The sequence below is a fragment of the Nonomuraea jiangxiensis genome, assembly GCF_900099965.1.
Lineage (GTDB): Bacteria > Actinomycetota > Actinomycetes > Streptosporangiales > Streptosporangiaceae > Nonomuraea > Nonomuraea jiangxiensis.
This window is the reverse complement of record NZ_FNDJ01000026.1, coordinates 1-24,240: the sequence shown is the minus strand read 5'-3', so window position 1 is coordinate 24,240 and position 24,240 is coordinate 1. Positions and strand designations below refer to the sequence as shown.

General features: G+C 69.5%; 26 protein-coding genes and 2 rRNA genes. 12 read left to right on the top strand and 16 right to left on the bottom strand.

What is annotated here, in order from left to right:
* Nucleotides 1-18: 18 nt before the first annotated feature.
* Nucleotides 19-1,665 (top strand): acetolactate synthase, encoded by a 1,647-nt coding sequence (locus BLS95_RS41065; protein WP_090944871.1) that lies wholly within the window; start codon nt 19-21, stop codon nt 1,663-1,665.
* Nucleotide 1,666: 1 nt separating this feature from the next.
* Here the strand turns inward: BLS95_RS41065 and BLS95_RS41060 are convergent, their stop codons facing one another.
* Nucleotides 1,667-3,244 carry a protein kinase domain-containing protein gene (locus BLS95_RS41060; RefSeq protein WP_090944868.1) on the bottom strand — a complete coding sequence of 526 codons (1,578 nt, stop codon included), beginning with the start codon at nt 3,242-3,244 and terminating at the stop codon, nt 1,667-1,669.
* A 235-nt stretch (nt 3,245-3,479) separates the two neighbouring features.
* On the opposite strand from BLS95_RS41060, the gene BLS95_RS41055 reads away from it, so the two are divergent.
* On the top strand, nt 3,480-3,860 hold the full coding sequence (locus tag BLS95_RS41055) for a thioesterase family protein (RefSeq protein ID WP_245765601.1): 381 nt from the start codon (nt 3,480-3,482) through the stop codon (nt 3,858-3,860).
* A gap of 41 nt (nt 3,861-3,901) precedes the next feature.
* Here BLS95_RS41055 and BLS95_RS41050 read toward each other — a convergent pair whose 3' ends face one another.
* From BLS95_RS41050 to BLS95_RS41025, 6 genes are all read right to left on the bottom strand, one after another.
* A complete protein-coding gene (locus BLS95_RS41050) occupies nt 3,902-4,114 on the bottom strand; it encodes a biotin/lipoyl-binding carrier protein (RefSeq protein ID WP_143044085.1) in 213 nt (70 codons plus the stop codon).
* Between the two features lie 96 nt (nt 4,115-4,210).
* Nucleotides 4,211-5,503 (bottom strand): HD-GYP domain-containing protein, encoded by a 1,293-nt coding sequence (locus tag BLS95_RS41045; protein WP_090944865.1) that lies wholly within the window; start codon nt 5,501-5,503, stop codon nt 4,211-4,213.
* Entirely contained in the window at nt 5,500-6,855 is a 1,356-nt protein-coding gene (locus BLS95_RS41040; RefSeq protein WP_090944860.1) for an HD-GYP domain-containing protein, read from the bottom strand. Before BLS95_RS41040 ends, BLS95_RS41045 begins: the two co-directional genes overlap by 4 nt.
* 200 nt (nt 6,856-7,055) lie before the next feature.
* Nucleotides 7,056-7,997: an NAD-dependent epimerase/dehydratase family protein gene (locus tag BLS95_RS41035; RefSeq protein ID WP_090944857.1), complete on the bottom strand. Its 942-nt coding sequence runs from the start codon at nt 7,995-7,997 to the stop codon at nt 7,056-7,058.
* Nucleotides 7,998-8,007: 10 nt separating this feature from the next.
* Nucleotides 8,008-8,274 carry a mycothiol system anti-sigma-R factor gene (gene rsrA / locus BLS95_RS41030; protein WP_090944854.1) on the bottom strand — a complete coding sequence of 89 codons (267 nt, stop codon included), beginning with the start codon at nt 8,272-8,274 and terminating at the stop codon, nt 8,008-8,010.
* On the bottom strand, nt 8,271-8,876 hold the full coding sequence (locus tag BLS95_RS41025; protein ID WP_090944851.1) for a sigma-70 family RNA polymerase sigma factor: 606 nt from the start codon (nt 8,874-8,876) through the stop codon (nt 8,271-8,273). Before BLS95_RS41025 ends, rsrA begins: the two co-directional genes overlap by 4 nt.
* A 234-nt stretch (nt 8,877-9,110) precedes the next feature.
* Here BLS95_RS41025 and BLS95_RS41020 point away from each other — a divergent pair, with 234 nt between their 5' ends.
* The gene (locus BLS95_RS41020; RefSeq protein ID WP_090944848.1) at nt 9,111-9,851 is read left to right on the top strand and encodes a class I SAM-dependent methyltransferase; all 741 of its coding nucleotides are present in this window, start codon (nt 9,111-9,113) and stop codon (nt 9,849-9,851) included.
* Between the two features lie 75 nt (nt 9,852-9,926).
* Here the strand turns inward: BLS95_RS41020 and BLS95_RS41015 are convergent, their stop codons facing one another.
* Both BLS95_RS41015 and BLS95_RS41010 read right to left on the bottom strand, forming a co-directional pair.
* Nucleotides 9,927-10,259: a TraR/DksA family transcriptional regulator gene (locus BLS95_RS41015; RefSeq protein ID WP_090944845.1), complete on the bottom strand. Its 333-nt coding sequence runs from the start codon at nt 10,257-10,259 to the stop codon at nt 9,927-9,929.
* 154 nt (nt 10,260-10,413) lie between these two features.
* Nucleotides 10,414-11,160: an SOS response-associated peptidase gene (locus tag BLS95_RS41010; protein WP_090944842.1), complete on the bottom strand. Its 747-nt coding sequence runs from the start codon at nt 11,158-11,160 to the stop codon at nt 10,414-10,416.
* Between the two features lie 149 nt (nt 11,161-11,309).
* On the opposite strand from BLS95_RS41010, the gene aroA reads away from it, so the two are divergent.
* The gene (gene aroA, locus BLS95_RS41005) at nt 11,310-12,638 is read left to right on the top strand and encodes a 3-phosphoshikimate 1-carboxyvinyltransferase (RefSeq protein ID WP_090944838.1); all 1,329 of its coding nucleotides are present in this window, start codon (nt 11,310-11,312) and stop codon (nt 12,636-12,638) included.
* A 247-nt stretch (nt 12,639-12,885) separates the two neighbouring features.
* Nucleotides 12,886-13,926 (top strand): ribosome small subunit-dependent GTPase A, encoded by a 1,041-nt coding sequence (rsgA, locus tag BLS95_RS41000; protein ID WP_090945119.1) that lies wholly within the window; start codon nt 12,886-12,888, stop codon nt 13,924-13,926.
* An 81-nt stretch (nt 13,927-14,007) separates the two neighbouring features.
* Here rsgA and BLS95_RS40995 read toward each other — a convergent pair whose 3' ends face one another.
* Nucleotides 14,008-14,421: a PaaI family thioesterase gene (locus tag BLS95_RS40995; RefSeq protein WP_342742818.1), complete on the bottom strand. Its 414-nt coding sequence runs from the start codon at nt 14,419-14,421 to the stop codon at nt 14,008-14,010.
* A 132-nt stretch (nt 14,422-14,553) separates the two neighbouring features.
* Here BLS95_RS40995 and hisN point away from each other — a divergent pair, with 132 nt between their 5' ends.
* On the top strand, nt 14,554-15,345 hold the full coding sequence (gene hisN / locus BLS95_RS40990; protein ID WP_090945118.1) for a histidinol-phosphatase: 792 nt from the start codon (nt 14,554-14,556) through the stop codon (nt 15,343-15,345).
* 181 nt (nt 15,346-15,526) lie between these two features.
* Here hisN and BLS95_RS40985 read toward each other — a convergent pair whose 3' ends face one another.
* A complete protein-coding gene (locus BLS95_RS40985) occupies nt 15,527-16,312 on the bottom strand; it encodes a fructosamine kinase family protein (RefSeq protein ID WP_090944827.1) in 786 nt (261 codons plus the stop codon).
* Nucleotides 16,299-16,772 (bottom strand): low molecular weight protein-tyrosine-phosphatase, encoded by a 474-nt coding sequence (locus BLS95_RS40980; RefSeq protein WP_090944824.1) that lies wholly within the window; start codon nt 16,770-16,772, stop codon nt 16,299-16,301. Before BLS95_RS40980 ends, BLS95_RS40985 begins: the two co-directional genes overlap by 14 nt.
* A 120-nt stretch (nt 16,773-16,892) precedes the next feature.
* Here BLS95_RS40980 and pstS point away from each other — a divergent pair, with 120 nt between their 5' ends.
* Genes pstS through BLS95_RS40955 form a run of 5 tightly spaced genes read left to right on the top strand, consistent with a single transcriptional unit; the run spans nt 16,893 to nt 21,384 of the window.
* Complete coding sequence (gene pstS, locus BLS95_RS40975; protein WP_090944821.1) at nt 16,893-17,999, top strand: phosphate ABC transporter substrate-binding protein PstS; 1,107 nt, start codon at nt 16,893-16,895, stop codon at nt 17,997-17,999.
* 6 nt (nt 18,000-18,005) lie between these two features.
* A complete protein-coding gene (gene pstC / locus BLS95_RS40970; RefSeq protein WP_090944818.1) occupies nt 18,006-18,986 on the top strand; it encodes a phosphate ABC transporter permease subunit PstC in 981 nt (326 codons plus the stop codon).
* Nucleotides 18,983-19,867 (top strand): phosphate ABC transporter permease PstA, encoded by an 885-nt coding sequence (pstA, locus tag BLS95_RS40965; RefSeq protein ID WP_090944815.1) that lies wholly within the window; start codon nt 18,983-18,985, stop codon nt 19,865-19,867. The genes pstC and pstA overlap by 4 nt, the downstream gene beginning before the upstream one ends.
* 15 nt (nt 19,868-19,882) lie before the next feature.
* Nucleotides 19,883-20,659, top strand: coding sequence for a phosphate ABC transporter ATP-binding protein PstB (pstB, locus tag BLS95_RS40960; protein WP_090944812.1), 777 nt, complete (start codon nt 19,883-19,885; stop codon nt 20,657-20,659).
* Nucleotides 20,659-21,384 (top strand): response regulator transcription factor, encoded by a 726-nt coding sequence (locus BLS95_RS40955; protein WP_090944809.1) that lies wholly within the window; start codon nt 20,659-20,661, stop codon nt 21,382-21,384. Before pstB ends, BLS95_RS40955 begins: the two co-directional genes overlap by 1 nt.
* Here BLS95_RS40955 and BLS95_RS40950 read toward each other — a convergent pair.
* Together BLS95_RS40950 and BLS95_RS40945 are read right to left on the bottom strand one after the other, a co-directional pair.
* The gene (locus BLS95_RS40950; protein WP_245765600.1) at nt 21,353-22,114 is read right to left on the bottom strand and encodes a serine hydrolase; all 762 of its coding nucleotides are present in this window, start codon (nt 22,112-22,114) and stop codon (nt 21,353-21,355) included. The genes BLS95_RS40955 and BLS95_RS40950 overlap by 32 nt on opposite strands.
* Nucleotides 22,115-22,336: 222 nt before the next feature.
* Entirely contained in the window at nt 22,337-23,224 is an 888-nt protein-coding gene (locus tag BLS95_RS40945) for a phenylalanine 4-monooxygenase (protein WP_090944806.1), read from the bottom strand.
* Nucleotides 23,225-23,352: 128 nt separating this feature from the next.
* On the opposite strand from BLS95_RS40945, the gene BLS95_RS40940 reads away from it, so the two are divergent.
* Nucleotides 23,353-23,805 (top strand): Lrp/AsnC family transcriptional regulator, encoded by a 453-nt coding sequence (locus tag BLS95_RS40940; protein ID WP_090944803.1) that lies wholly within the window; start codon nt 23,353-23,355, stop codon nt 23,803-23,805.
* Nucleotides 23,806-23,903: 98 nt separating this feature from the next.
* Here the strand turns inward: BLS95_RS40940 and rrf are convergent.
* Together rrf and BLS95_RS40930 are read right to left on the bottom strand one after the other, a co-directional pair.
* Nucleotides 23,904-24,020: ribosomal RNA gene (rrf, locus tag BLS95_RS40935) — 5S ribosomal RNA — on the bottom strand.
* Nucleotides 24,021-24,093: 73 nt separating this feature from the next.
* Nucleotides 24,094-24,240 (bottom strand): 23S ribosomal RNA (locus BLS95_RS40930); the annotation flags it as partial.

Genomic DNA, 24,240 nt, shown 5'->3' with positions numbered 1-24,240 from the left:
GGTTGGTAAGTTCCCGGCATGGAGTCTGCGAAGCACGCCGGTGACGCCGCCGTCACCGTGTCCAAGGCCTATGGTGTCGAGACGATGTTCACCCTGTCGGGCGGGCATGTCTTTCCTCTCTACGACGGCGCGGTGCACGAAGGCATGCGCATCCTCGACGTACGCCACGAGCAGAGCGCGGTCTTCGCCGCCGAGGCGACGGCGAGGCTGACCAGGAAGCCCGGACTGGCCGTACTGACCGCGGGGCCGGGCATCACCAACGGCGTCAGCGGCGTGGCCACGGCGCACTTCAACGGCTCGCCGGTGGTCGTCATGGGCGGCCGGGCGCCCCAGTCGCGCTGGGGCAGCGGCGCCCTGCAGGAGCTGGACCATCCGCCGCTGCTCGAGCCGATCACCAAGCTGGCCTTCACCGCCACCGGAGCCGAGTCGATCGGGCAGGACGTGGAGATGGCCTTCCGCACGGCCATCGCGCCGCACCGCGGCCCGGTCTTCCTCGACTTCTACATGGACCACCTGTTCGCCCCCTCGCCGTCGCACGACGTGCATTCGCAGACGCCCTCGCCGCTGGAGCCCGACCCCGAGGCCCTGGCCGGCATCGCGCGGCTGCTGGCCGAGGCCGAGCGGCCGGTGCTGGTCTACGGATCCGACGTGTGGATGGACCGGGCCGAGGAGGCCGCCCGCGACTTCGCGGAGACGTGGCGGTTGCCGGTCATCCCCAACGGCCAGGGCCGCGGCATCCTGCCGTCGGGGCACGAGCTGCTCGTCACCCGCGCCCGCGGCCTCGCCCTCTCCCAGGCCGACCTGGTGATCGTGGTGGGCACGCCGCTGGACTTCCGGCTCAACTACGGCTGGTTCGGCGGCAAGGAGGGCGCGCCGCTGGCCCGGGTGGTGCACATCGCCGACGCGCCGTCACAGCTCGCCACGCACATGCAGCCGGCCGCCTCGGCGGCGGGCGACCTGTCGGTGGTGTTCTGGGGCCTCGGCGCGGCCTGCGGGGAGGCGGGAGTCAAGCCGGACAGGTACGGCACGTGGGTGTCGAAGCTCCACGAGACGGCCGCGGCGGCCATCGCGGGCGACGCCGAGCTGCTGGCCGCGGACTCCGACCCGATCCACCCCATGCGCATCTACGGCGAGCTCGGCAAGCTGCTGGCCGACGACGCCGTGGTGATCGGCGACGGCGGCGACTTCGTCTCCTACGCGGGCAAATACGTCGAGCCCAAGCAGCCGGGCAACTGGCTCGACCCGGGCCCGTACGGCTGCCTCGGCACCGGCCTGGGCTACTCCGTGGCCGCCCGCCTGGCCCGGCCCTCCTCCCAGGTGGTGCTGCTGCTCGGCGACGGCGCGGCCGGGTTCTCGCTGATGGACGTCGACACCCTCGTACGCCACCGGCTCCCGGTCGTCATGATCTGCGGCAACAACGGCATCTGGGGCCTGGAGAAGCACCCCATGCAACTCCTGTACGGCTACGACGTGGCGGCGGAGCTGCAACCGCAGTGCCGCTACGACCAGGTCGTGACCGCGCTGGGCGGCGGCGGCGAGCTGGTCACCAAGCCGTCGGAGATCGGCCCCGCGCTGCGCAGGGCCTTCGACTCCGGCATCCCGTACATGGTGAACATCGCCACCGACCCGCAGATCGCCTACCCCCGCAACACGACGGGGGTCTGATCTACTGCCGGGGCGAGACGGTCGGGGTCGGCTCGTCCGTCGGCGGCGGGTCCGACTGGCAGGGGCCGTCGGTGACGACCAGCTTGACCGTCTCGCCCTTCTCGACCCACTTCCCGCCGGCGGGCACCGTCTCCTGGATCGTGCCGCAGGAAGGGCCGTTGCTGGTGTTGGTCTGGTCGACGAGCTCCGGCTGGAGCCCGGCCGCCGCGATCTTGTCCTGGCCGACCAGGAACCGCATCCCGACCACCTTGGGCACCTGCACCTTCTTGACGGTCGGCGAGGGTGAGTTGGTGGGCGTCTTGGTGACCGTCGGCGTCGAGGAGGGCGTCTTGGTCGGCTCCTCTTCCTTCTCGGTCTCAGAGGGGCGCACCGGCGGCTTGACGGTCGGCTGCTCCTCGCGTTCCGTCGGCGTGGGCTCGGACGTGCGCGGCCTGACGGGCTTGGAGGTCTTGGGCCGCGACGGCACGTTCGTCACCTTCGAGGTGGTCGCCCCCGTATCCGGGTCCTGCGAGCCGACGGGTGCCCCCATACCTGTCAGCGCGACGGCCCCGGCGCCCACACCGAGCACCACCACCGCGGCGATGCCCGCGATCAGCCCGGTCCTGCGTGGCGCCTTGGTGCCGCGCCGCCCGCCGGCACGCCGGTCGGCCATCGCCGTGGTCGTCTCCGCGGGGCGGGCCGGCTGCACCCCCGTCTGGTACGCCGCCGGCGGCGGCGCCATCGTGGCCCCGGTGGTGGGCATCATCTGGGGGGCGGGCAGCTCCTGGCCGGTGGCGATGGCCCTGGCCGCCTCGCTCATGGCCTTGGCCGTCGGGTATCGCCGCGCCGGGTCCTTCGACAGCGCGATGTCCACCAGCGTGCGGACCGGCTGCGGGATCTCGACGGGCAGCGGCGGCGGCGCCTCCCGGATGTGCTTGAGCGCGATCGTGACCGCGCTGTCGCCGTCGAAGGGCCGCTGCCCCACCAGACACTCGTACGCGACCACGCCGAGCGCGTAGATGTCCACCGCGGGCGTGACGGGAGCGCCCTCGGCCTGCTCGGGCGCGCAGTAGGCGGCGGTGCCGAGCACCATGCCGGCGTCGGTGAGCCGGCTGGCGATGTCGGAGCGCGCGATGCCGAAGTCGGTCAGCACCAGCGTGCCGTCGCGCTGCACCAGCAGGTTGCCCGGCTTGACGTCGCGGTGCACGATCCCCCGATCGTGCACGGCCTGCAGCGCCGACGCGGCCTGGGCGATCAGCTCCATGGCGGCCTGCGGCGGGATCCTGCCGAGCCGGGCCAGCAGCCGGTCGAGCGGCTCGCCGTCCACGAACTTCATCACCAAATAGACGGTGTCGCCGCTCACTCCGTAGTCGTAGACGTCAACGACGCCGGAGTGGTTGATCGTGGCCATCGCCCTGGCTTCCGCCTGAAAGCGAGCGACGAACCCGGGGTCCTCCATACGGCCGGGAAGCAGCACTTTGACGGCGACAGTGCGCGCCAGCACGATGTCCTCGCCGCGCCACACCTCACCCATGCCACCGGCGCCGATGCGGGTATCCAGCCGATACCGCCCCGCCAGCGTCGTCCCTTGGGCCACCATGACTCCCCCGTTACCCCCCTGTCTCGATAAGCTCTCCCACCCCGCGATTCTCCAACAAAGCGAACTTTTGTCGCGGTGAGGTAACACAGTGGTCACGGAACCCAGAGAGTGTACGACTCACTAGTCTCACATGCCACTCAAAAGCCTCAAGCCGTATACACCCTATCCTGGGGCCTTCCTCCACTACTTGTCCGCGTTTCCAGGAACTCAGCCTGCCGTTAGTAGGCTGAGCCTCATGACGCTCGTTCCGGGGCTCCGCGCCCAGTTGCTCATCATGGTCGAAATGGAGGACACCGCGAAGAAGGTCGGCAGCGGAGACGTTCCCGTGCTCGCCACGCCGCGGTTGGTCGCGCTGGCCGAGGCCGCCTGCGTCCGGGCCGTCGAGAAGCACCTCCAGCCCGGCCAGACCTCCGTCGGCACCCGGGTCGAGCTCGATCACCTGGCCGCCAGCCCGCTGGGCACGCACGTCCAGGTCGGCGTGGAGCTGATCGAGGTGGACGGCCGGCGGCTGATCTTCGCCTTCGAGGCCCATGACAGGCGCACCGTCGTGGGTCAGGGCATCATCGAGCGGATGGTGGTCGACCGTGCCGCGTTCCTCGCCCGCGCCGCCCGCTGACACTCACTCGGCGAAAGGCCTGACGGCTCGACGACGTCCGGTCACTCGATGACGGCGATCACGTCGCCTTCCTGGATCACGTCGCCCTCGGCCACCTTGAGCTGCGAAACCACGCCGTCCCCCTCGACGATGACCGGGATCTCCATCTTCATCGACTCAAGGATGACCAGCGTGTCGCCGTCGGAGACGGTGTCGCCCTCGCTGACGACGACCTTCCCCACGTTCGCCACCATCTCCGCGCGTACCTCGGCCACCGGAGGGCTCCCCTCTTCCCGTGTCCCCACATCCTCATCCGGCGCGTGGGCTCCGCGCAACGTCGGGTCGCACCCGGGGGCCCGTAACCGGCCGGCTCAGACGCGCCCGCGGTCCACCACGCGGGCGAGCGCCTCGATCGCATGCGGATCGTACGCGCCACCGCCGGACAGCCGGACCCGCTCCAGCGCGGCCCCGGCCCGGTCGCGGTCGGTCGACGGCCCCACCAGGTCGTCGTAGGCGTTGGCGACCTTGATGATGCGGCTCGACAGCGGCGGATCGTCGGTGATCGGGTCGCACTGCCGCCTGACCACCTCGGCCACCCGGTCCAGCACCCCCGTCTGCCTGATCACCTCGGCGCCCAGCTCGGCGATGCGCCGGGCCTGGTCGGGCTCGGTGAGCACGGTCGCGCCGCCGGGGATCGGGTCGCGCAGCGAGAGCTGGCCGATGTCGTGCATCAGCGCGGCGTATTCGAGCTCCAGCAGCTCGGGCTCGGCCATGCCCAGCTCCCTGCCGATGGCCACGGCCAGACGGCTCACCCGGCGCGAGTGGCCGGGCTCGACGTAGCCGCCGACCTCCGTGACCCGCGACAGGGCGCGTACGGTCTGCAGGTAGGTGGCGCGGATCCCGGCGTATTTCCGGAAGGCCACCTGCGTGACGAGCAGCGGCGCGGCGAACACCAGCAGCGCGACCAGGTCCATGCTGTGCGTGGCCAGCGCGAGCAGCACCCCCGACGAGGCCACGGCGGCACCCAGCGGGAACGCCATGTTGATCTCGTCGCGCACCGCCACCCTGAACGCGGTGCGTACCTGCTCGGCCCGCAGCAGCGCGGCGATCAGCACGTCGATCATCAAGGCGATCGCGATCAGCGTGACCATCACCGCGAGCGCGGGCCACCAGGTGCTGGTCGGCGGCGTGGTGAGCTTGTAGAGCGGATCGGCCAGCGGCCGGAAGGCGAAGGCCAGCAACGCGCCGGTGAGCAGCCGCCGGGCCATCGCCTCCAGGCGCGGCGGCCGGCCCACGGCCAGGTGCGGGAGGGCCCCCGCGAGCATTCCGACCGCGATCACGGCCACGACCTGCAGCGCGGAGTGGTGCAACTGGTTCTGGCTGAGGTCGAGCAGCAGCGTGTAGCCGAGCGCGGCGGCGGCGCCGATGGGCGCGACCTCCCTGTTGCCCGGCATGGTCAGCCTGGCCAGCTCGCCGATCGCGATGAGCGCCCCGAACCCGACCGCGATCTCCGGACGGTCGAGCCCGACGGAGGCCGTGTGCGCGATCCCCGCCACGGCGACCAGCCCGGCCACGCAGATGAGCAGCAACTGCCCGGAGTCGAGCCGGCGCAGGACCGTGTTGAGCGAGCGTTCGGTACGCCTGGGGCGCTCTGTGGTGATCATGGCCCGCTCACGACCTGGATGGGCATCGTCGGGTCGTCGTGGTCCTTGATCGACGTCTCGGCCGCGTCCGGCGGCGGCGGGTCGACGCGGCGCGGGGGCTGCCACGGCTCGCGTTCGAGAGCCCGGACGAAGGCGGCCACCATGACCGGGTCGAAGTGGGTGCCGGCGCTCTTGCGCAGCTCGTCGACCGCCTCGCCGACGGGCCTGGCACCACGGTAGGAGCGGTCGGAGGTCATCGAGTCGAACGCGTCTGCCACGGCGATGACCTTGGCGAACTCGGGGATCTCGTCACCGGCGAGCCCCATCGGGTAGCCGGTGCCGTCGTGGCGCTCGTGGTGGTGCATGATCCCGGCGTACGCCTCGTCGAGGAAGCCGATGCCGCGCACGATCTCCAGGCCGCGCATCGGGTGGAGCTGGATCGCGGCGAACTCCTCCTCGGTGAGCGGCCCGTTCTTCTGCAGCACCTTGGTCGGCACGCCGAGCTTGCCCACGTCGTGCAGCATGCCCGCGTAGCGGATGGCGCGCACCCGCTCCAGGCCCATGCCGATCTCCTGGGCGATCATGGAGGAGGCGAGGGAGACGCGCGTGCAGTGGCCCCTGGTGTAGTAGTCCTTGGTCTCCACGGCCTGGCAGAGCGCGGCGATGGTGGCGTCGTAGGAGCGCTGCTGCGCGTGATAGTGGCCGAACGCCCACCGCGCCACGAACAGCGGCAGCAGCACCAGCACGGCCGAGATCGACTGCACGGTCGCCCACAGCCCGGCCACCAGCAGCCCGAAGGTGCCGTAGCCGAGGTAGGACAGCAGGAACTGCACCATCCCGCGCAGCGGCACGTCGGTCGCCCTGACCCCGGTGGCCAGCGCGATCATGGTCAGCGTGACCACGATGTTGAGCGGCACGAAGACGCCGGTGGCCGCGGCGTAAGGGCCGATGAGGTCATCGAAGGCGTTGACCTGCGGCACGCCGACCGCGCCGTCGAGCGCCTGGTAGACCCAGCCGGCCGCGTAGCCGCAGATGGCGAACTGGGCGCCGTTGAACAGCCGCTTGATGAGCGGCAGCCCCGGCCGCACGCTCAGGACCGCGGTGAGCCCCACCAGCGCCGCGCCGTCGGGACCGATCAGCACCACGGCCGCCAGCGAGGCGGAGAAACTCACCGACACCGCGAACTGCTCCACGTTGAGCAGCGTCGGCATCGACTCGCACACCAGGAACAGCAGGGCCAGCACCAGCAGCACGTCAAGATCCTCCGGCGCCACCGGAGCGCCGGAAGTGATCACGTTACGGACGATGAGCGCGGCCGCCACCCCGATGACGGCGACCAGATAGACCCTTGCAGGCCACGGCAGATCACGCATTGCGGCCCCCTACGGTGTTCAGATCCAGGACACCCCGCGGGGACCCGCTCCGCCGATAGGTGCGATGGCGGCGAGCAGCCGGGCGACCGTAACCATGAACATCCACATGCCTCCATGTCGACTTCTGGGGTTCACGCTACAGAAGACGAGGTGGCCATATGGGCCGAGCGGGAAATCGCAAGCAAAGCGTAATCAAGCAACTACCTGACGCGATGGCTCCTGGTCCATTCGACGGTCTTCTTCACGCCGGTGGGCAGGTCGGTGCGCGGCTCCCAGCCGAGCCCGTCGTGGGCGGGCACCGGGTCGACCGCCATCGCCGGCAGGTCACCCACACGAGGCTGCGCGAACCCGGGCTTGTCCTGGGCGCCCGCGGCGTCGGAGATGAGCGAGTGCAGCCGGCGGTCGGCGGTCTGGATGCCGGTGCCGAGGTTGAACCGGCGCCCGTTGCCCCGGCCGCCGCACGCCCGTACGAAGCCGTCCACGACGTCGTCGACGTAGACGTAGTCGCGGGTCTGCGTGCCGTCGCCGTAGAGGACCGTGGGCGTGCCGTTGAGCAGGGCGTCGGCGAAGATCGCCACCACTCCGGCCTCGCCCTCGGGCGACTGCCGCGGGCCGTAGACGTTGGAGAGCACCAGCGTGGTGTATTCGATGCCGTACAGGGCTCGGAACGTGGCGAGGTAGATCTCGCCGCTCAGTTTGGAGGCGGCATAGGGCGAGCGCGGGTCGGGCACGGCGTCGCCCGGCACCGGGATGGTCGGCGGCCGGCCGTAGACGGCCACGGAGGAGGCGAACACCACCTTGCGCGTGTGCCCCGCCCGGGCGGCGGCCAGCACGGCCGCGGTGCCCTCGACGTTGATCCTGGCGTCGTGCGCCGGGTCGCCGACGCTCCTGCGCACGCTGATCTGCGCGGCCAGGTGGCAGACGACCTCCGGCTGCCGCTCCGCGAAGAGGCCGACCAGCGCGGGATCAAGGATGTCGAACGCGTGCAGCCGGAACCGGTCGCTTTCCGCGGCCTGCTCCAGATTTTCCCTGCTCCCTGTGGAGAGGTCGTCCACCACGTCGACCTCGTGGCCGTCCGCCAGCAGGCGATCGACGAGATTCGAGCCGATGAACCCGGCGCCGCCGGTGACCAACACGCGCATGGGCAGAATCCTAGTCCGCCAGCTCGGCCCTCACCTGCGCGATGCGCGCCAGCACTTTGGAACGCAGATCAGCGGGCACCGGGTCACAACCGCAGTGCTTGGCCACGAGCGCCTTGATCGCCTTGTCAAGGTCATATTCCTGGAGGCACGGGCTGCACTCGTCGAGATGCACGCGGATCTCGACCACGTCGCCGTCGGTCAGCTCGCCGTCGAGGTAGGCGTAGACCTTGTCGAGCACGTCGCGACAGTCGGTGTCATGCGGGTTGCCACAGCTCATTTCGATCCCTCCGCCGGGACCAGACCACGCTCGCGGGCATAGTCCTCAAGGAGGCCCCGCAACTGCCTGCGTCCTCTGTGCAGCCTCGACATCACGGTGCCGATCGGAGTGCCCATGATGTCGGCGATCTCCTTGTAGGGGAAGCCTTCGACGTCGGCCAGATAGACCGCGATCCTGAACTCCTCCGGCAACTGGGCGAGCGCCTGCTTGATGTCCCCGTCGGGCAGGTGCTCCAGCGCCTCCACCTCGGCCGACTTCAGGCCGCTCGAGGTGTGGGACTCGGCCCGCGCGAGCTGCCAGTCCTCGATCTCCTCGGTGCCCGACTGCTTCGGCTCGCGCTGCTTCTTGCGGTAGCTGTTGATGAAGGTGTTGGTCAGGATCCGGTAGAGCCACGCCTTGAGGTTGGTGCCCTGCTGGAACTGGTGGAAGGAGGCGAACGCCTTGGCGAAGGTCTCCTGCAGCAGGTCCTCCGCGTCCGCGGGATTTCGGGTCATCCGGAGCGCGGCGGAATAGAGCTGATCGAGATACGGCATGACGTCGCGCTCGAATCGCTCGCTTCGCTGCTCCAGCGTCTCCGCGCCTGTCGCGGGCACCGGACCCACCCCCCTAAGATCACCGGTGGCCGGCTGTGGCGGAACACCGTACTCAGGGGAGGATACCCGCTGGCCGCCGACCTGGTGTTCGGCGGGCTGGGGTCTGAGCAATGTGAGCATGCTCGTCGCAACACGCCCGCGCCCTTGTCTGTTCCCGCAAGATAGAAGGTACGAAGGACCCGGTGCGGGGAACGTCCATACGTACCGGCTGGTAGCCCTTTTTCCGGAACTCAGGAGTCGCGTGTGCTGCCCATTCCGGCCGAGGAACTGAACGGCTCAGGGACGCTCGGGCCGTACTGGACCTTCTACCGCGCCGTCGCCGCCGAGCAATTGAGCCGCTGGCTCCCCGGCGATCCCTCCGTGATCCTCGATCTCTCCGGCGGCCGCGGGCGCTGGTCCGGCCAGGCCTCCAGGGCGGGGCACCGGGTGATCGAGGTGCTCGACTTCCGCAGGACGGTCGATGCGCAGTCCCGGTTGCGGGACGCCGACCGGGTGCGTCACATTCGGGCCGACGACCTGGCGTTCCTGCCGGACGCGAGTGTGGACGCGGTGCTGGCCGAGGAGCGGGCCATGTCGATCGAGCTCATGGCGGAGTCGGCGATGAGCGACGTGGCCAGGGTGCTGCGGCCGGGCGGGCGGGCCCTGGTGTGCGTCGACTCCCTGGTCCTGGGCATGGCCATCCTGGCCGAGCAGGAGCAGTGGCAGCACCTGCGCCAGACGGGCGAGGTCATGCTGGTGCCGTGGCCGGACGGCAGCATCACCCGGTGCTTCAGCAGCGGGCAGCTGCGCGAGCTGCTGATGGGCGCCGGGCTGGAGGTGGAGTGGGTGCGGCCGCGCACGGTGCTGTCGCCGTCCACGGTGGACCACGTGCTCGGGTCCGACACCCGGTCGCTGACCTGGCTGGTGCGCACCGAGCTCGACGCGCACCCGGACGACGACGACACGGTCGGCATCCACCTGGTGGCCAGCGCCCGCAAGAACTGACACTCCCGCGCGGGGCCGACGACGGCCGCGACCCGCGGAGCCGCCGTTCTTCGTGTCCGGCGGCCGTTCCGACTTTCAGCGGCGGCGCTCCCGTTTGCCCTGGCACTGCACACAGCGCGCCGCCTCGGGGCGCGCCTCGAGCCGGCCCTCCGGGACCGGCCTGGCACAGTCGACGCACTGGCCGTACGTGCCTTCCTCAAGGCGTTTGATCGCTTCGACGACCGCACGGCGCTGCGCGGTGGCCACGGTGAGCATCGCCTGCGCGCGGTCGGCGTCGGTCAGGTCCGAGCCCGCGTCGGCCGCCGAATGCTCGCGTACGGCGACGGGGTCGCCCTGCAGGACCCCGATCGAGCGGTCCAATTCCGCGAGCATGTCTTCCAGCCGCTCACGAACGGTCGTGACGTCCACGAATCCGCACCTCCGGGTGAAATGAGGGCAACCCGCGGCGTGGACTCCCCGGTTGTCCCGCCCGGTGCAATTGGGGGCTTTTTGGCGGTGACACCGAGTGAACGGATGCATCGCTTTCCTCACCGGATGCCCAATTACCGTGCTTCTTACACCTTTAGAAGAGTGCTGTTTCCTCCTCGTCCATGAGGGGTTTGATGAGGTCCGGGCCGTTGTTCCGAACGTTGTTGACGTCCGTCGAGACCGGATGCGCCGTCAGCCTCCCCTGGTCGGCGGGCACCAGCAGGCCCGTGGCCTCGTCGATGTCGGTCAGCTTGGGGTCGAGCCACTCGGCCCAGCGCTCGCGTTCGATCATCATGGGCATCCGGTCGTGGATGCGGCCGAGCTGGTCCTCCGCGTCGGTGGTGATGACGGTGCAGGTCACCAGCCACTTGAGCGGGTCGTCGTCGTCGCGCGAGCGGTCCTTCCAGAACTCGTACAGGCCGGCCATGGCCAGCACCCCGCCGTCCGCCGGATGGATGTAGTACGGCTGCTTTTTCTTCTTTTCGCCCTCGACCGGCATCCACTCGAAGTAGCCGTCGGCCGGGATCAGGCACCTGCGCTTGGCGAACGCCTGACGGTAAGACGGCTTCTCGGCCACCGTCTCGATCCTGGCGTTGATCAGCCGGGACCCGATCGACGGATCCTTGGCCCAGGCGGGCACGAGACCCCATTTCACGATCCTGAGCTGCCGTACCGCTCGTTCGGCCTCCTGGGGGACGCGGCTCAGCACGGCGTAGACGTTCTTGGTGGGCGCGACGTTGTAGTCGGCGCCGAGTTCCTTCTCCGGCTCGCTGTCGAGCTCGACCTCGAACTCCTCCAGCAGCTCGTGCTTCTTTCGCGCCGAGGCGTATCTACCGCACATGTCCCCACACTGCCATGCCGGCGTTCCCACCGCATGCGTACGTCCACCCCACCCGGCACCTGACGGCCCGGCGCCCCCTCAGACCTCCGCACGATCCACTCCGTCCACAGGCCGCGACCCGCCGCCGGCAGGACCAGTAGGCTTTGACCATGCCCGCTCCGCACTGGCCAGCACCCACGGCGACCGCCCCGGTCACCGCCACCGTCCCGCTGCCCGGCTCCAAGTCGGTGACCAACCGCGCGCTCCTGCTCGCCGCCCTCGCCGACGGCCCGGGAGTCGTCCGCCGGGCGCTGCGCAGCCGCGACGCGGACCTGATGGTGTCCGCGCTGCGGGCCCTGGGCGCGAGCCTGGTGGCGGTCGAGGAGACGAGCGCGGCGGTCGACTGGCAGGTGACGCCGGGCCCGATCCGCGGCGGCGCGCGCATCGACGCCGGGCTGGCGGGCACGGTCATGCGCTTCGTCCCGCCGGTGGCGGCCCTGGCCGACGGCCCGGTCTCCTTCGACGGCGACCCGCACGCCCGCAAGCGTCCGATGGGCCCGATCCTCGACGCCCTGCGTTCGCTGGGGGCGCGGATCGACAACGACGCGCTGCCGTTCACGATCAGTGGCCCGCTGGCGGGCGGCGAGGTCACGCTGGACGCGTCCGGGTCGTCGCAGTTCGTCTCGGGGTTGCTGCTGACGGCGGCGCGGTTCGAGAAGGGCGTCACCATCCGCCACGTGGGCCCGCCGGTGCCCTCGCAGCCGCACATCGAGATGACCGTGCAGATGCTCAGGGCGGTGGGCGTCCGGGTGGACGCCGGCGAGCGCGACGTGTGGCGGGTCGAGCCCGGCCCGATCGCGGCCAGGGACATGACGGTGGAGCCCGACCTGTCCAATGCCGCCCCCTTCCTGGCCGCCGCCCTGGTGACGGGCGGTTCTGTCACGATCCCCGCCTGGCCGTTGGAGACCACCCAGCCGGGCGACGCCCTGCGCGACCTGCTGACGACGATGGGCGCCACGGTCACCCGCCAGGACGCCCCCGCCGCCCTCGCGGACACCGTCGACATCGCAGGGGCTGCGGCCGGCACCACCGACCTGGTGGTCACCGGCACGGGCGAGATCTCCGGCATCGACGCCGATCTGCGCGACGTGGGCGAGCTGACCCCGGTGATCGCCGCCCTGGCCGCGCTCGCCACCTCGCCGAGCCGCATCCGGGGCGTGAGCCACCTGCGCGGCCACGAGACCGACCGCCTGGCGGCGCTGGCCACCGAGATCAACCGGCTGGGCGGCGACGCGGAGGAGACCGACGACGGCCTGATCATCCGCCCCCGCCCGCTGCACGGCGGCGTCTTCCACAGCTACGACGACCACCGCATGGCCACGGCCGGCGCCGTGATCGGTCTCGCGGTGCCCGACGTGTCGGTCGAGAACATCGCGACCACCGCCAAGACCCTCCCGGAGTTCACCCGGATGTGGACGGCGATGCTGGACTCCCGATGATCACGCTCCGGCTGCCGGCCGCCACCGGCTGGTTTCACGGGGATAGCGCCGGGCACGCCGGAGATGGGCGGCACGTGCTCGTGCCGACAAGCCGCCACCTGCCACACGGAAACGTACGGCAGCACGCGGACGTTGAGCATGACGACCCCACCCGAGCGAACCGATGCCGCCAGCGCGAACGCGGCCCACTCCCCCGACGAGCACTCACAGCCCCACGAAAGGACGGCAGGCGTATGGGAGCAGACCGCTGAAAAAGCGGGAATACGACGAGGACGACGTACGGGTCAGGCCGGGCAAAGGCTCCAGGCCGCGGACCCGGATCCGTCCTGCGCACGAGGACGCCGTAGAGGGTTTCGTAGTGGCCGTGGACAGGGGCCGCTACACGACCCTGGTGGAGCCGGAGCGCGCGAGGGGCTCGGCCCAGAAGCGCAAGCCGCCGCAGCGGCGCCTGGTGGTCGCCATGAAGGCACGCGAGCTGGGCCGCAAGGGAATCGTCGTGGGTGACCGGGTGGCCCTGGTCGGCGACGTGTCAGGCCGGCCCGACACCCTGGCCAGGGTCGTCCGCGTGGAGCCCCGCAGCTCGATGCTGCGCCGCTCGGCCGACGACACCGAAGACACCGACGGCATCGAACGCCCGGTCGTGGCCAACGCCGACCAGCTCGTCATCGTGACCGCCCTCGCGGACCCGCCGCCCCGGCCCCGCATGATCGACCGGATCCTGGTGGCGGCGTTCGACGCGGAGATCGACACGCTCCTGTGCCTCACCAAGTCCGACCTGGCCCCGCCGGACGGGCTGGTGGCCTTGTACGAGCCACTCGGCGTTCCGCACGTCGTCGTGCACAAGGGCGGCTCGCTGGAAGAGCTCCGCGACCACCTGACCGGCCACATCAGCGTCCTGGTCGGCCATTCGGGGGTCGGCAAGTCCACCCTGGTCAACGCCCTGGTCCCTGCCGCCAACCGCGCGGTCTCCCAGGTCAACGCGGTGACCGGCCGCGGCCGCCACACCTCCACCTCGGCTGTGGCCCTGGAGCTGCCGGAGGGCGGCTGGATCATCGACACTCCGGGAGTCCGTAGCTTCGGCCTGGCGCACGTGTCCGTGGAGACGGTCCTGGCCGCGTTCCCCGACCTGATCGAGGGTACGGTCGAGTGTCCCAAGGGCTGCACCCACCTGGACGAGGACTGCGCCCTGGAAGCCTGGGTGGCCGCCGGCAACGCCGACCCGGCCCGCCTGGAGTCCCTCCGCCGCCTCCTGTCCAGCCGCGAAGGCACCCCCGACGACACCCCCTGACCGTTCACCGACCTACCTGACGGGCCGGACGCCGTGAGCGCCACACCTCACCCCGGCGGTGGACACTCCGCCGAGCCTCGCTCAGCGCCGGTGAGGGCGTAGCGTCCACGTCACGTTCACCACGCAGACCACCTCGCCATCCCCGTTCCGGACGTCCACCCCCACCTCGAACACCGGCCGCTCCCCGGCGTCCAACGTCCCCACGACCTCCTCCCGGGTCCCGAGCACCCGAGCCTCGGCCCACACCTCCCCCTTGGCCACCTTCCGGTATTCGACCCGCGCCGAGGTGGCCAGCGGCACCGCCCGCTCCAGCTGGTCCCCGAACACCGACAACATCGCGGCCCCCGACGCCGACTCGGCCAGGGTGAAGAGCACGCCCGCATGCGGCCCCCCGACGTGGTTGTGCAATTCCTCTCTATCGGGCAAACGACATATGGCCCGCCCTTCGCCCACCGAATCCCACGTAATACCTAGAGTGCGGGCAAACGGCACCATTTCCAGCAGCAAAGATCCGACATCAATTGACACACCGGGCATCTTACCGACGAGTAACTGGGACGAGAGTTACCAGAACGGGGCCATTGGCGACTGATGTTCGGTATACCCGACACGGTAGCGTGGGCGATCGTGCAGGGTTATAACGATGATCTTCGACTGGCCCACGTCATGGCGGACGCCGCCGACGACCTGACCATGCGACGGTTCAAGGCGGTCGATCTCAAGGTCGACACCAAGCCGGACCTGACCCCGGTCAGCGACGCCGACCGCGCCGTGGAGGAGGCCATCCGCGGCACGCTGCGCCGGGCCCGGCCGCGCGACGCCGTCGTGGGCGAGGAGTTCGGCAAGACCGGCTGGGGCGCCCGGTCGTGGATCATCGACCCCATCGACGGCACCAAGAACTACGTACGCGGCGTCCCCGTCTGGGCCACCCTGATCGCCCTCATGGAATACGGCAAGGTCGTCGTCGGCCTGGTCTCGGCCCCCGCGCTCGGCCGCCGCTGGTGGGCGGCGACCGAGGGCGGCGCGTGGACGGGCAAGAGCCTCACCAAGGCCTCCCGGATGCAGGTGTCCTCCGTGTCCAGCCTGGCCGACGCGTCGTTCTCCTACTCCAGCTTCGGCGGCTGGGAGAAGACCGGCAGGCTGGACAATTTCCTCGACCTCAGCCGCGCCTGCTGGCGTACCAGGGCGTACGGCGACTTCTGGTCGCACATGATGGTCGCCGAGGGCTCGGTGGACCTGTCGGCCGAGCCAGAGCTGTCGCCGTGGGACATGGCGGCGCTCACCGTGATCGTGGAGGAGGCCGGCGGCACCTGGAGCGACGTGGCAGGCGTACCGGGTCTGGAGGGCGGCAGCCTGGTCTGCACCAACGGCACCCTGCACGAGGAAGTCCTCAACCGCCTGAACGGCACCGCCCGCTGACTCCCACACGTCCGCCGCGACCAACGGCAGCGGTTGCGGCGTTCATTTCCCGTTCATCCCTTTGCGTCACATTGCCCACTACGTGACCTCGGCTTGACGGTCCCCGACCCCCACGGGATCGGCCTCCCGGATGATCCTCCGTAGCTCACGTTCCGCAACCACCCCGGCGAACAACCCCGCGCTAGAGCGCCAGCACCCGCCGCGCCGCGTCCAGCAAGGCGTCCCGATAGCCCCCGCCGTACAGCACCACGTGCACGAGCAGCGGATGCAGCTGATGCAACGGCACCCGCTCCAGCCACCCCTCCGCCGGCGGCCACGCCTCCCGATAGGCCCCCAGCACCCGATCCAGGTACGGCAGCCCGAACAGCTGGAGCATGGCCAGGTCCGTTTCCCGATGCCCACCGTGCGCGGCGGGATCGATGAGCACCCCCGACCCCCCGGACCACAGCACGTTCCCGCTCCACAGATCCCCGTGGATGCGCGCCGGCGGCTCGGCCGGCCCCGCGACCTCCGCGAAGCGCTCCACGGCCCGCTCGACCAGGGCGACGTCGGCCGCGGGCAGCCGGGCCATCCGCAGGAACGGCAGCACCCGCCGCGAGCCGTAGAACGCGGGCCAGTCGGGCGCGGGCGAGTTGTCCATCGGCAACTCGGCGATGAACCCCGGCCACGGCGCCCCGAAGCCCGCCGCGCCGGCCCGGTGCATGGCGGCCAGCGCGCGCCCGAACCGCTCGGCGGCCTCGGGAGAGGGCGGCTCCTGGCGTACCCAGGACAGGACCAGGCGGTCCGCGCCGACCTCCACCACCTCGGGCACCGCGATCGCCTCGCCGAGCCACAGCAGCCCGGCGGCCTCCGACGCGAACACCTCCGAGGCCGTCCCCGTCTTCGCGAACACCTCGCGCCCGTCGTCGAGCAGCCCCCGCTTGAGCCGCCACCCGTGCGAGGCGCCCAGATCCCTAGCCGATCTCATCGGCAATGTGCTTGGCCACCCCCTCGGAGGCCGCCTCGACCAGGGCGAGCACCTCCTCGAACCCCTCGCGCCCCCCGTAGTACGGATCGGGCACCTCGGCGTCGGGCGGCGCCGCCGGATCGAACGAGCGGAACAACCGCACCTCCACGTCCGCGGGCGCCATCCGGCGCAGGGTCACGAGATTGTCACGGTCCATGGCGAGGACCAGATCGTAACGGCTGAACCAATCCCCGGTGAACTGCCGGGCCTGGTGCGCGGCCCCGTCGTAACCGTTCTGGGCCAGAATGGCGAGTGCCCGCTCGTCCATGGGATCCCCGACGTGCCAGCCGCCCGTTCCCGCGCTGTCGACCGTGACCTGTTCTCCCAGGCCACGCTCCGTGAGTGTGCGGCGGAGGACGACCTCCGCCATCGGCGATCGGCAGATGTTGCCCATGCACACAAGGCATACGCGATAAGTCATACCACCCATCATGGGGGCGACCTGGCGCGTTCACCGAACGTTCACCCCTGGTGGGGGGTCCGGGTCACCTTGGCTGCATAGCTTCATGGCGACTAAGGACCAAGTGGGAGGACCCAAACCGTGAAGTATGCAAGCCGGCTCGCCGCCGTCGCCGTTGTCGGCGCGCTCTCGCTCGCTGCGTGCGGCACTGATGACAACGCGCCTGCGGGCAGCGGCACTACGACCTCCGCCACCGCCTCCGCGGGCAGCGACGCGGGTCTGAGTGGCACGATCAACGCCGCGGGCTCCTCTGCCCAGGCCAACGCGATCACCGAGTGGACGAAGAACTTCACGGCCACCAACCCCGGTGTCACGCTGAACTACCAGCCCAGCGGCTCGGGCGCGGGTGTGCAGTCGTTCATTCAGGGCACGATCGCCTTCGCCGGCTCCGACTCGGCGCTCAAGGACGACGAGCCGGCCCAGGCCGACGCCCGGTGCAAGACCGGCAAGGCGATCAACATCCCGATGGTGACCGGCCCGGTCGCCGTCGTCTACAACCTGCCCGGTGTCGACGGCCTGCAGCTGTCGCCCAAGACGCTCGGCGGCATCTTCAACAGCCAGATCACCAAGTGGGACGACGCCGCGATCAAGGCCGACAACCCGAACGCGACGCTGCCGTCCGTGCCGATCCAGGCGTTCCACCGCTCGGACGAGTCGGGCACCAGCGACAACTTCACCAAGTTCCTCAAGGCCACCGCCGAGTGGCCCTACGAGCCCGCCAAGGCCTGGCCGGCCGAGGCCAAGGGCCAGGGCTCCAAGGGCTCCGACGGCATCGCCTCCTCGGTGAAGGACACCGAGGGCGCGATCAGCTACGTCGAGCTCTCCTACGCCGAGAACTCCTCGCTGCAGAAGGCCAAGGTGGCCAACGGCGCCGGCGAGTTCGTCGAGCTGACCCCCGAGAGCGCGGCCAAGACCGTCGAGACCGCCGAGATCAAGGGCACCGGCAACGACCTGGCCCTGTCGATCGACTACGCCACCAAGACCGCGGGCGCCTACCCGATCGTCCTGGTGACCTACGAGATCACCTGTGAGAAGGGCCTGTCGGCCGAGGAGTCCAAGCTGGTCAAGTCCTTCCTCACCTACACCGCGAGCGACGAGGGTCAGGCGGCTCTGGGGCAGCTCGGCTACGCCCCGCTGTCGGGCGCCCTGCTCACCAAGGTCCGTTCCGCGGTCGAGGCGATCTCCTAACGACTGATGGCGACCAATACCAAGACCCGTGACGGCGGGCCGGCCATGAGCCGGTCCGCCTCGCGGCGCACCCATGGAGAAGGGCTGTTCCGGTTTCTCTCCACCGCGGCGGGTGTCGTCCTGCTGGCGATCATGGCGGCCATCGCCGTGTTCCTCATCAGCGAGGCCATCCCCGCCCTGCGGGCGAACGAGGGTAACTTCTTCGGCGACCTGGTCTGGGAGCCCAACAGCAGCAAGGTGTTCGGCATCGGGGCTCTCGCCTTCGGCACCGTGCTCAGCTCTGCACTCGCCCTGGTCATCGCCACCCCGATCGCGGTCGGCGTCGCGCTGTTCATCTCCCACTACGCACCCCGCCGGTTGGCCGCGCCGCTCGGCTACCTGATCGACCTGCTCGCCGCCGTCCCCAGCGTGGTCTACGGCCTGTGGGGCGTGACGTTCCTGGTGCCGCTGCTGCGCACGCCGTCACAGTGGCTGAACGAGCACCTCGGCTGGTTCCCGCTCTTCGCCGGCGAGGGCATCATCGGCGGCAAGACCATGTTCGCGGGCGCCGTCGTCCTGGCGATCATGATCCTGCCGATCATCGCGGCCATCTCCCGCGAGGTCTTCCTGCAGGCACCGAAGATGAACGAGGAAGCGGCACTGGCACTCGGCGCCACCCGCTGGGAAATGATCAGGATGGCGGTCCTGCCGTTCGGCCGCCCGGGCGTGATCAGCGCCGCGATGCTCGGCCTCGGCCGGGCCATGGGCGAGACCATCGCGGTCGCGCTCATCTTCCCCGCGACCTTCGACATCTCCTTCCAGATCCTCACCCCGCACGCCAACAGCATCGCCGCCAACATCGCCAACGGCTTCGGCGAGGCCAACGACATCGGCCGCGGCGCCCTGATCGCCTCCGGTCTGGTGCTGTTCGTCATCACCTTGCTGGTCAACATGGGTGCCCGTTTCGTCATCAACCGCCGTAAGGAATACGCGAGGGTCGGCGCATGACAACGACGACAGGTATCCAGCACATCTCGGCGGGCCGCAGGTTCAAGGACCTCTTCGTCAAGGCCCTGGTCTACCTGGCCTTCGCACTCGCCGTGGTGCCCCTCGTCTCCGTGCTCTGGCTGGTCATCTCCAACGGCGTGGCCCGCCTGGACCTGGAGTTCCTGACCCACTCCATGCGCGGCATCGGCGCCAGGGACGCCGGCGGCGGCGCCTACCACGCGATCATCGGCACCCTGGAACAGGTCCTGCTCGCTTCCGTCATCTCGGTCCCGATCGGCCTGTTCACCGCGATCTACCTGGTCGAATACGGCCAGGGCGGCCGGCTGAGCCGCGCCATCAGCTTCTTCGTGGACGTCATGACCGGCGTCCCTTCCGTCGTTGCGGGCCTGTTCATCTTCGCGTTCTGGATCCTGTTCCTGGGCGCCCAGTTCTCCGGCTGGGCGGGCGCGCTCGCGCTGGCCATCCTGATGATGCCGACCGTGGTCAGATCGGCCGAGGAAATGCTCCGGCTGGTGCCCAACGACCTACGCGAAGCCTCGTACGCGCTGGGCGTGTCCAAGTGGCGCACGATCCTCAAGGTCGTGCTGCCGACGGCGTTCACCGGCATCGTCACCGGCGTCATGCTGGCCGTCGCCAGAGTCGCCGGCGAGACCGCGCCGCTGCTGATGACGGTGTTCTTCACCAACTCCATCAACAACGACCCGTTCAACGGGCCGCAGATGGGCCTGCCGCTCTTCGTCTTCGACCAGGCGGCCCGGCCCAACGACACCGCCGTCGACCGGGCGTGGACCGGTGCCCTCACGCTCATCCTGATCGTCATGCTGCTCAACCTGGTAGCGCGCCTGATCGCCTGGTGGCGCGCGCCTGCCAGGGGCCGATAGGGGGTAAACGCCACAATGTCCAAGCAGATCCAGGTCTCGGGTCTCGACGCGTACTACGGGTCGCACAAGGCGATCGAGGACGTGTCGATGACCATCGAGCCCCGCTCGATCACCGCGTTCATCGGGCCATCCGGATGCGGCAAATCGACCTTCCTGCGCACGCTCAACCGCATGCACGAGGTCATCCCCGGTGCTCGCGTGGAGGGCAAGGTGCTGCTCGACGGCGATGACCTGTACGCCCCCAACGTCGAGCCCGTCTCCGTCCGGCGCATGATCGGCATGGTCTTCCAGCGCCCCAACCCGTTCCCCACGATGTCGATCTACGAGAACGTGGCCGCCGGGCTCCGGCTCAACGGCCGCCTGAGCAAGTCGAAGCTCGACGGGATCGTGGAGGAGTCGCTCAAGGGCGCCAACCTCTGGAACGAGGTCAAGGACCGCCTCAACAAGCCCGGCGCGGGCCTGTCCGGCGGTCAGCAGCAGCGGCTCTGCATCGCCCGGGCCATCGCGGTCAAGCCGCAGGTCCTGCTGATGGACGAGCCCTGCTCGGCGCTCGACCCGATCTCCACGCTGGCCATCGAGGACCTGATGGCCAAGCTGAAGGACGAGTACACGATCGTCATCGTCACCCACAACATGCAGCAGGCCGCCCGGGTCAGCGACAGGACGGCGTTCTTCAACCTGGCCGAGCAGGGCAAACCCGGCAAGGTCATCGAGATGGACGAGACCTCCCGCATGTTCACCAATCCAACTCAGAAGGCGACAGAGGACTACATCACGGGGCGCTTCGGCTGATGACGCGACAGCAGGCGGCATCCACGATGAACGGGGACACGAGGACCAAGCCCGTACTGCTCATCGCCGACCCCGACGGCACTGTCGTGGAAGAACTGGCCACTGCCCTCGAACGTGAGGGGGTGGCCGTCACCGGCGTTCCCGATGGAGCTCAAGGGCTGCTGCAGGCGGGCGCCATACAACCGGACGTGGTGCTCGTCTCGGCCTCGCTACCGGTCATCGACGCGGTGGAGTTCGTCCGCGCGGTACGCCTGGCCAGAGCCGTGCCCGTGCTGCTCGGCGTCGGCGAGGGCCACGCCGAGCAGGCGGTACGCGCGCTCGCCGCGGGCGCGGCGGCCTGCGTGGCCCGGCCCTACCGGATTGCCGAGCTGCTGCCGTTCATCCAGGCGGCCTCGCCCGAGTCCCGCAAGATCCTGGCCGTCGGCGGGGTCGAGCTGGACGTACAGGCCTACCAGGTACGCGTCGGCGGCCGGGCGGTGCACCTACCGCTGCGCGAGTTCGAGCTGCTGCAGTACCTGATGCGCAACGCCGACCGCACGGTCACCCGGGAGCAGATCATGCGCCACGTGTGGCACGCCGCGGCCACCACTTCGACGAACACGATCGCCGTACACGTCAAGCGCCTGCGGGCGCGGCTGGGCGACGAGGACGACCAGCTCATCCAGACCGTACGCGGGGTGGGCTACCGGCTCGTCACGCCCGGCATTTCCGGAACGACTGCATAATTCTCTGCACTACGCCTTCGACGGTCGCTATGCCGTACCCCACCTCGGGACTGCCCTCAGTGAGTACGGCAATGGCGTAGTCGTGGCCGTCACTCCGGACCAGGCCCACGCTGATCGTCGCCCAGAGCTTGTTCGACACCCGCTTGAGCCAGCCGTTCTTCAGAGCCACCCGGTCGCCCCCGCACGCCGCGGCGCTGACGCCCCAGTCCTGCCCGTCGACGACCGTGCCCATGAGCCTGAGCACCTGGTCGCGCTCCTTCTTCGAGAGCGGGCTCTTCCTGGAGACGAGGGCCTGCATGAGACGGACCTGGTCCTCGGCGGACGTGCGGGTGATGCCCCAGCAGTACAGGTCCACGCAGCTGCCGGGCACGCCGTGCGTGTGCTTGAGCCCGAACCGCCTGCCCGCCTCGGTGAACCCGGTCGCGCCACCGATCCGCAACCAGAGCCGGTCGGCGGCGTGATTGTCGCTGTAGCGGATCATCTGCTCGGCATCGTGCCTGACGGCCTTCGGTAACTTCTTCCACGGGGTCCTGAGCAACAGCGCCAGCAGGATCTGCACCTTGGCAGAGCTGGCCGTGATCATGCGTTCGCCCGGGTGGTAGCGATAGACCCGTCCGGTCGCCAGATCCTTGACCATGGCGCTGACCGGCCCCGGACGGCCCGCCAGATACCGGTCGAGCCGCTTGCCGATCTCCTTGGCCGGGATCGGGGGGAGGTTCTCCACCTCCACGCTCGACTCGATACGCCCCAGAATCGCCTCTTGCGCCCCAGATGCCCTGTCCACTTGTCCCAGACCACCCGAGACGGGAAGGGCCGCGTACGACGCCTCAGGGACGTTCGGAGGGGGCACCACGAGTGGCAGGAGCAGGGCGAGCGCGACGGCCAACCGCGGTGTCGCCTTCCGCCTGCCCCCGGTCACCCGAGCATTATCACGAAAACTCCTGACACATCGCTAGACACCAGTAGCCAGGAGTCTCGCTACCGCATCGTCGTCACAGGAGTCCCAGAAGCCTCCCACGACATCTTCCAGGTGCTGCAGCGACTCGGCCCGGAACAGCACGTCCTGGTATTTCGTGATGTCGTACTCGGTCGCCCCCATGGCCGCCAGGTCCAACGGCCTGATGTCCATGCCGCGAAACTCCTCGATCTCCCCGTACGACGACAAAATCCCCGCCCCGTACGCCTTGAGCTCATGCCCCTCGGCCATCACCCCGAACTCCATCGTGAACCAGAACACCTTCGACACGAACTCCAGCGCCTGCTCCCCCTCGACCCGCCGCGCGGCCTGCCCGGCCAGGCGGTAGAGGGCGGCGTACCGGGGATGCGCCAGGGCGTTGGCATGCCCGATCACCTCGTGGATGACGTCGGGCTCGGGCGTGTAGAAGGGCACGGAGTGGTGCCGGACGTACTGTGTCGAATAGAAGAACCCATCCGCGAGCACCCCGTAGAACTCCCGCAACGGCACCAGCCCCGCCGCCGGCCGATAGCGGAACCCGGTCAGCGGCTCCAGCAGCTCGGAAACCTCCTCAAGCTGCGGAATCCGGTCCTGCGGCAGCCCCAGCCGAGCCGCGCCGGCCAGGTATTCGGCGGTGGCGTACTTCTGGTGCTTGACCGCCAGTTCCCTGGTGACCATCGCCCACACCGCGTGTTCCTGCTCGGTGTACTCGGCCGCGGGAATGGGCGTCCCCGGCTGATAGTCCAGCGCCAACCGCGCGATCGCGTTCCGCCGCTCCCGGTACACCGGATCCGCGAACCCCGGATGGGACGCGGACAGCTCCACCACCACCGACCCATCCTTTTGGGCGGCAACTGGGGCGAAGTACTGTGCTTCCTCAAACATGTCTCAGATGACACCAAACCCCGGCTTCACCTGGCAAGAGTGCCCAATTCCACTGCGCGATACGCTAGATTCCGCATCCCCGAACCCCCGTTTCTTGAGCGGATCGCACAACCCTCGGAGCTACCCGAATGGACGACCTCGACACCAGGCTCCTCGTGACCATGCGTGCCAACCCCCGCATCGGCCTGACCGAACTGGCCCGCCAGCTCGGCGTGGCCAGAGGCACCGTCCAGGCCCGGGTGGAGAAACTGACGACCCGAGGAGTGATCGAGAACTTCGGCCCCACGGTCTCCCCCGCCCACGCCGGCCACCCCATCCTGGCCTTCGTCTGGCTGCAGATCGCCCAGGGCCGGCTGACGGAGGCGGTGGCGGCACTCGACGCCGTTCCGCAGATCCTGGAGGTCCACGGCACGAGCGGCCAGCACGACCTGCTGTGCCGCGTGGTGGCCCGCACCACCGACCATCTCCAGGAGATCATCGCCCACATCCTGGCGTCACCGGCCGTACAGCGCACCGACACCACGATCGCCCTGTCAACCCAGATCCCCTACCGCATAGAGCCCCTTCTCCAGACCCCGTAGCGAAACAAAAAAAGGCCCCACGCACCACACGTGAAGCCTCACCAACGCAAAAAAAGGGGGGGCCCGACGCCCGAAACGTCGAACCCCCCACAAAGATTGTCCGGCGGCGACCTACTCTCCCACACCCTCCCGAGTGCAGTACCATCGGCGCAGAGAAGCTTAACTTCCGGGTTCGGAATGTAACCGGGTGTTTCCTTCCCGCCATAACCGCCGTAACCCTCCGAAACAGCCTGTTTGCTGTCTCAGAATTGCCTAGTGGACGCGAGCAAAAACTTGAAAGTCTGCTTTGTGGTCAAGTCCTCGGCCTATTAGTACCGGTCAGCTCCACACGTTACCGCGCTTCCACCTCCGGCCTATCAACCCGATCATCTACCGGGAGCCTTACCCCATCACTGGGAGGGAGACCTCATCTCAAGGCGAGCTTCCCGCTTAGAT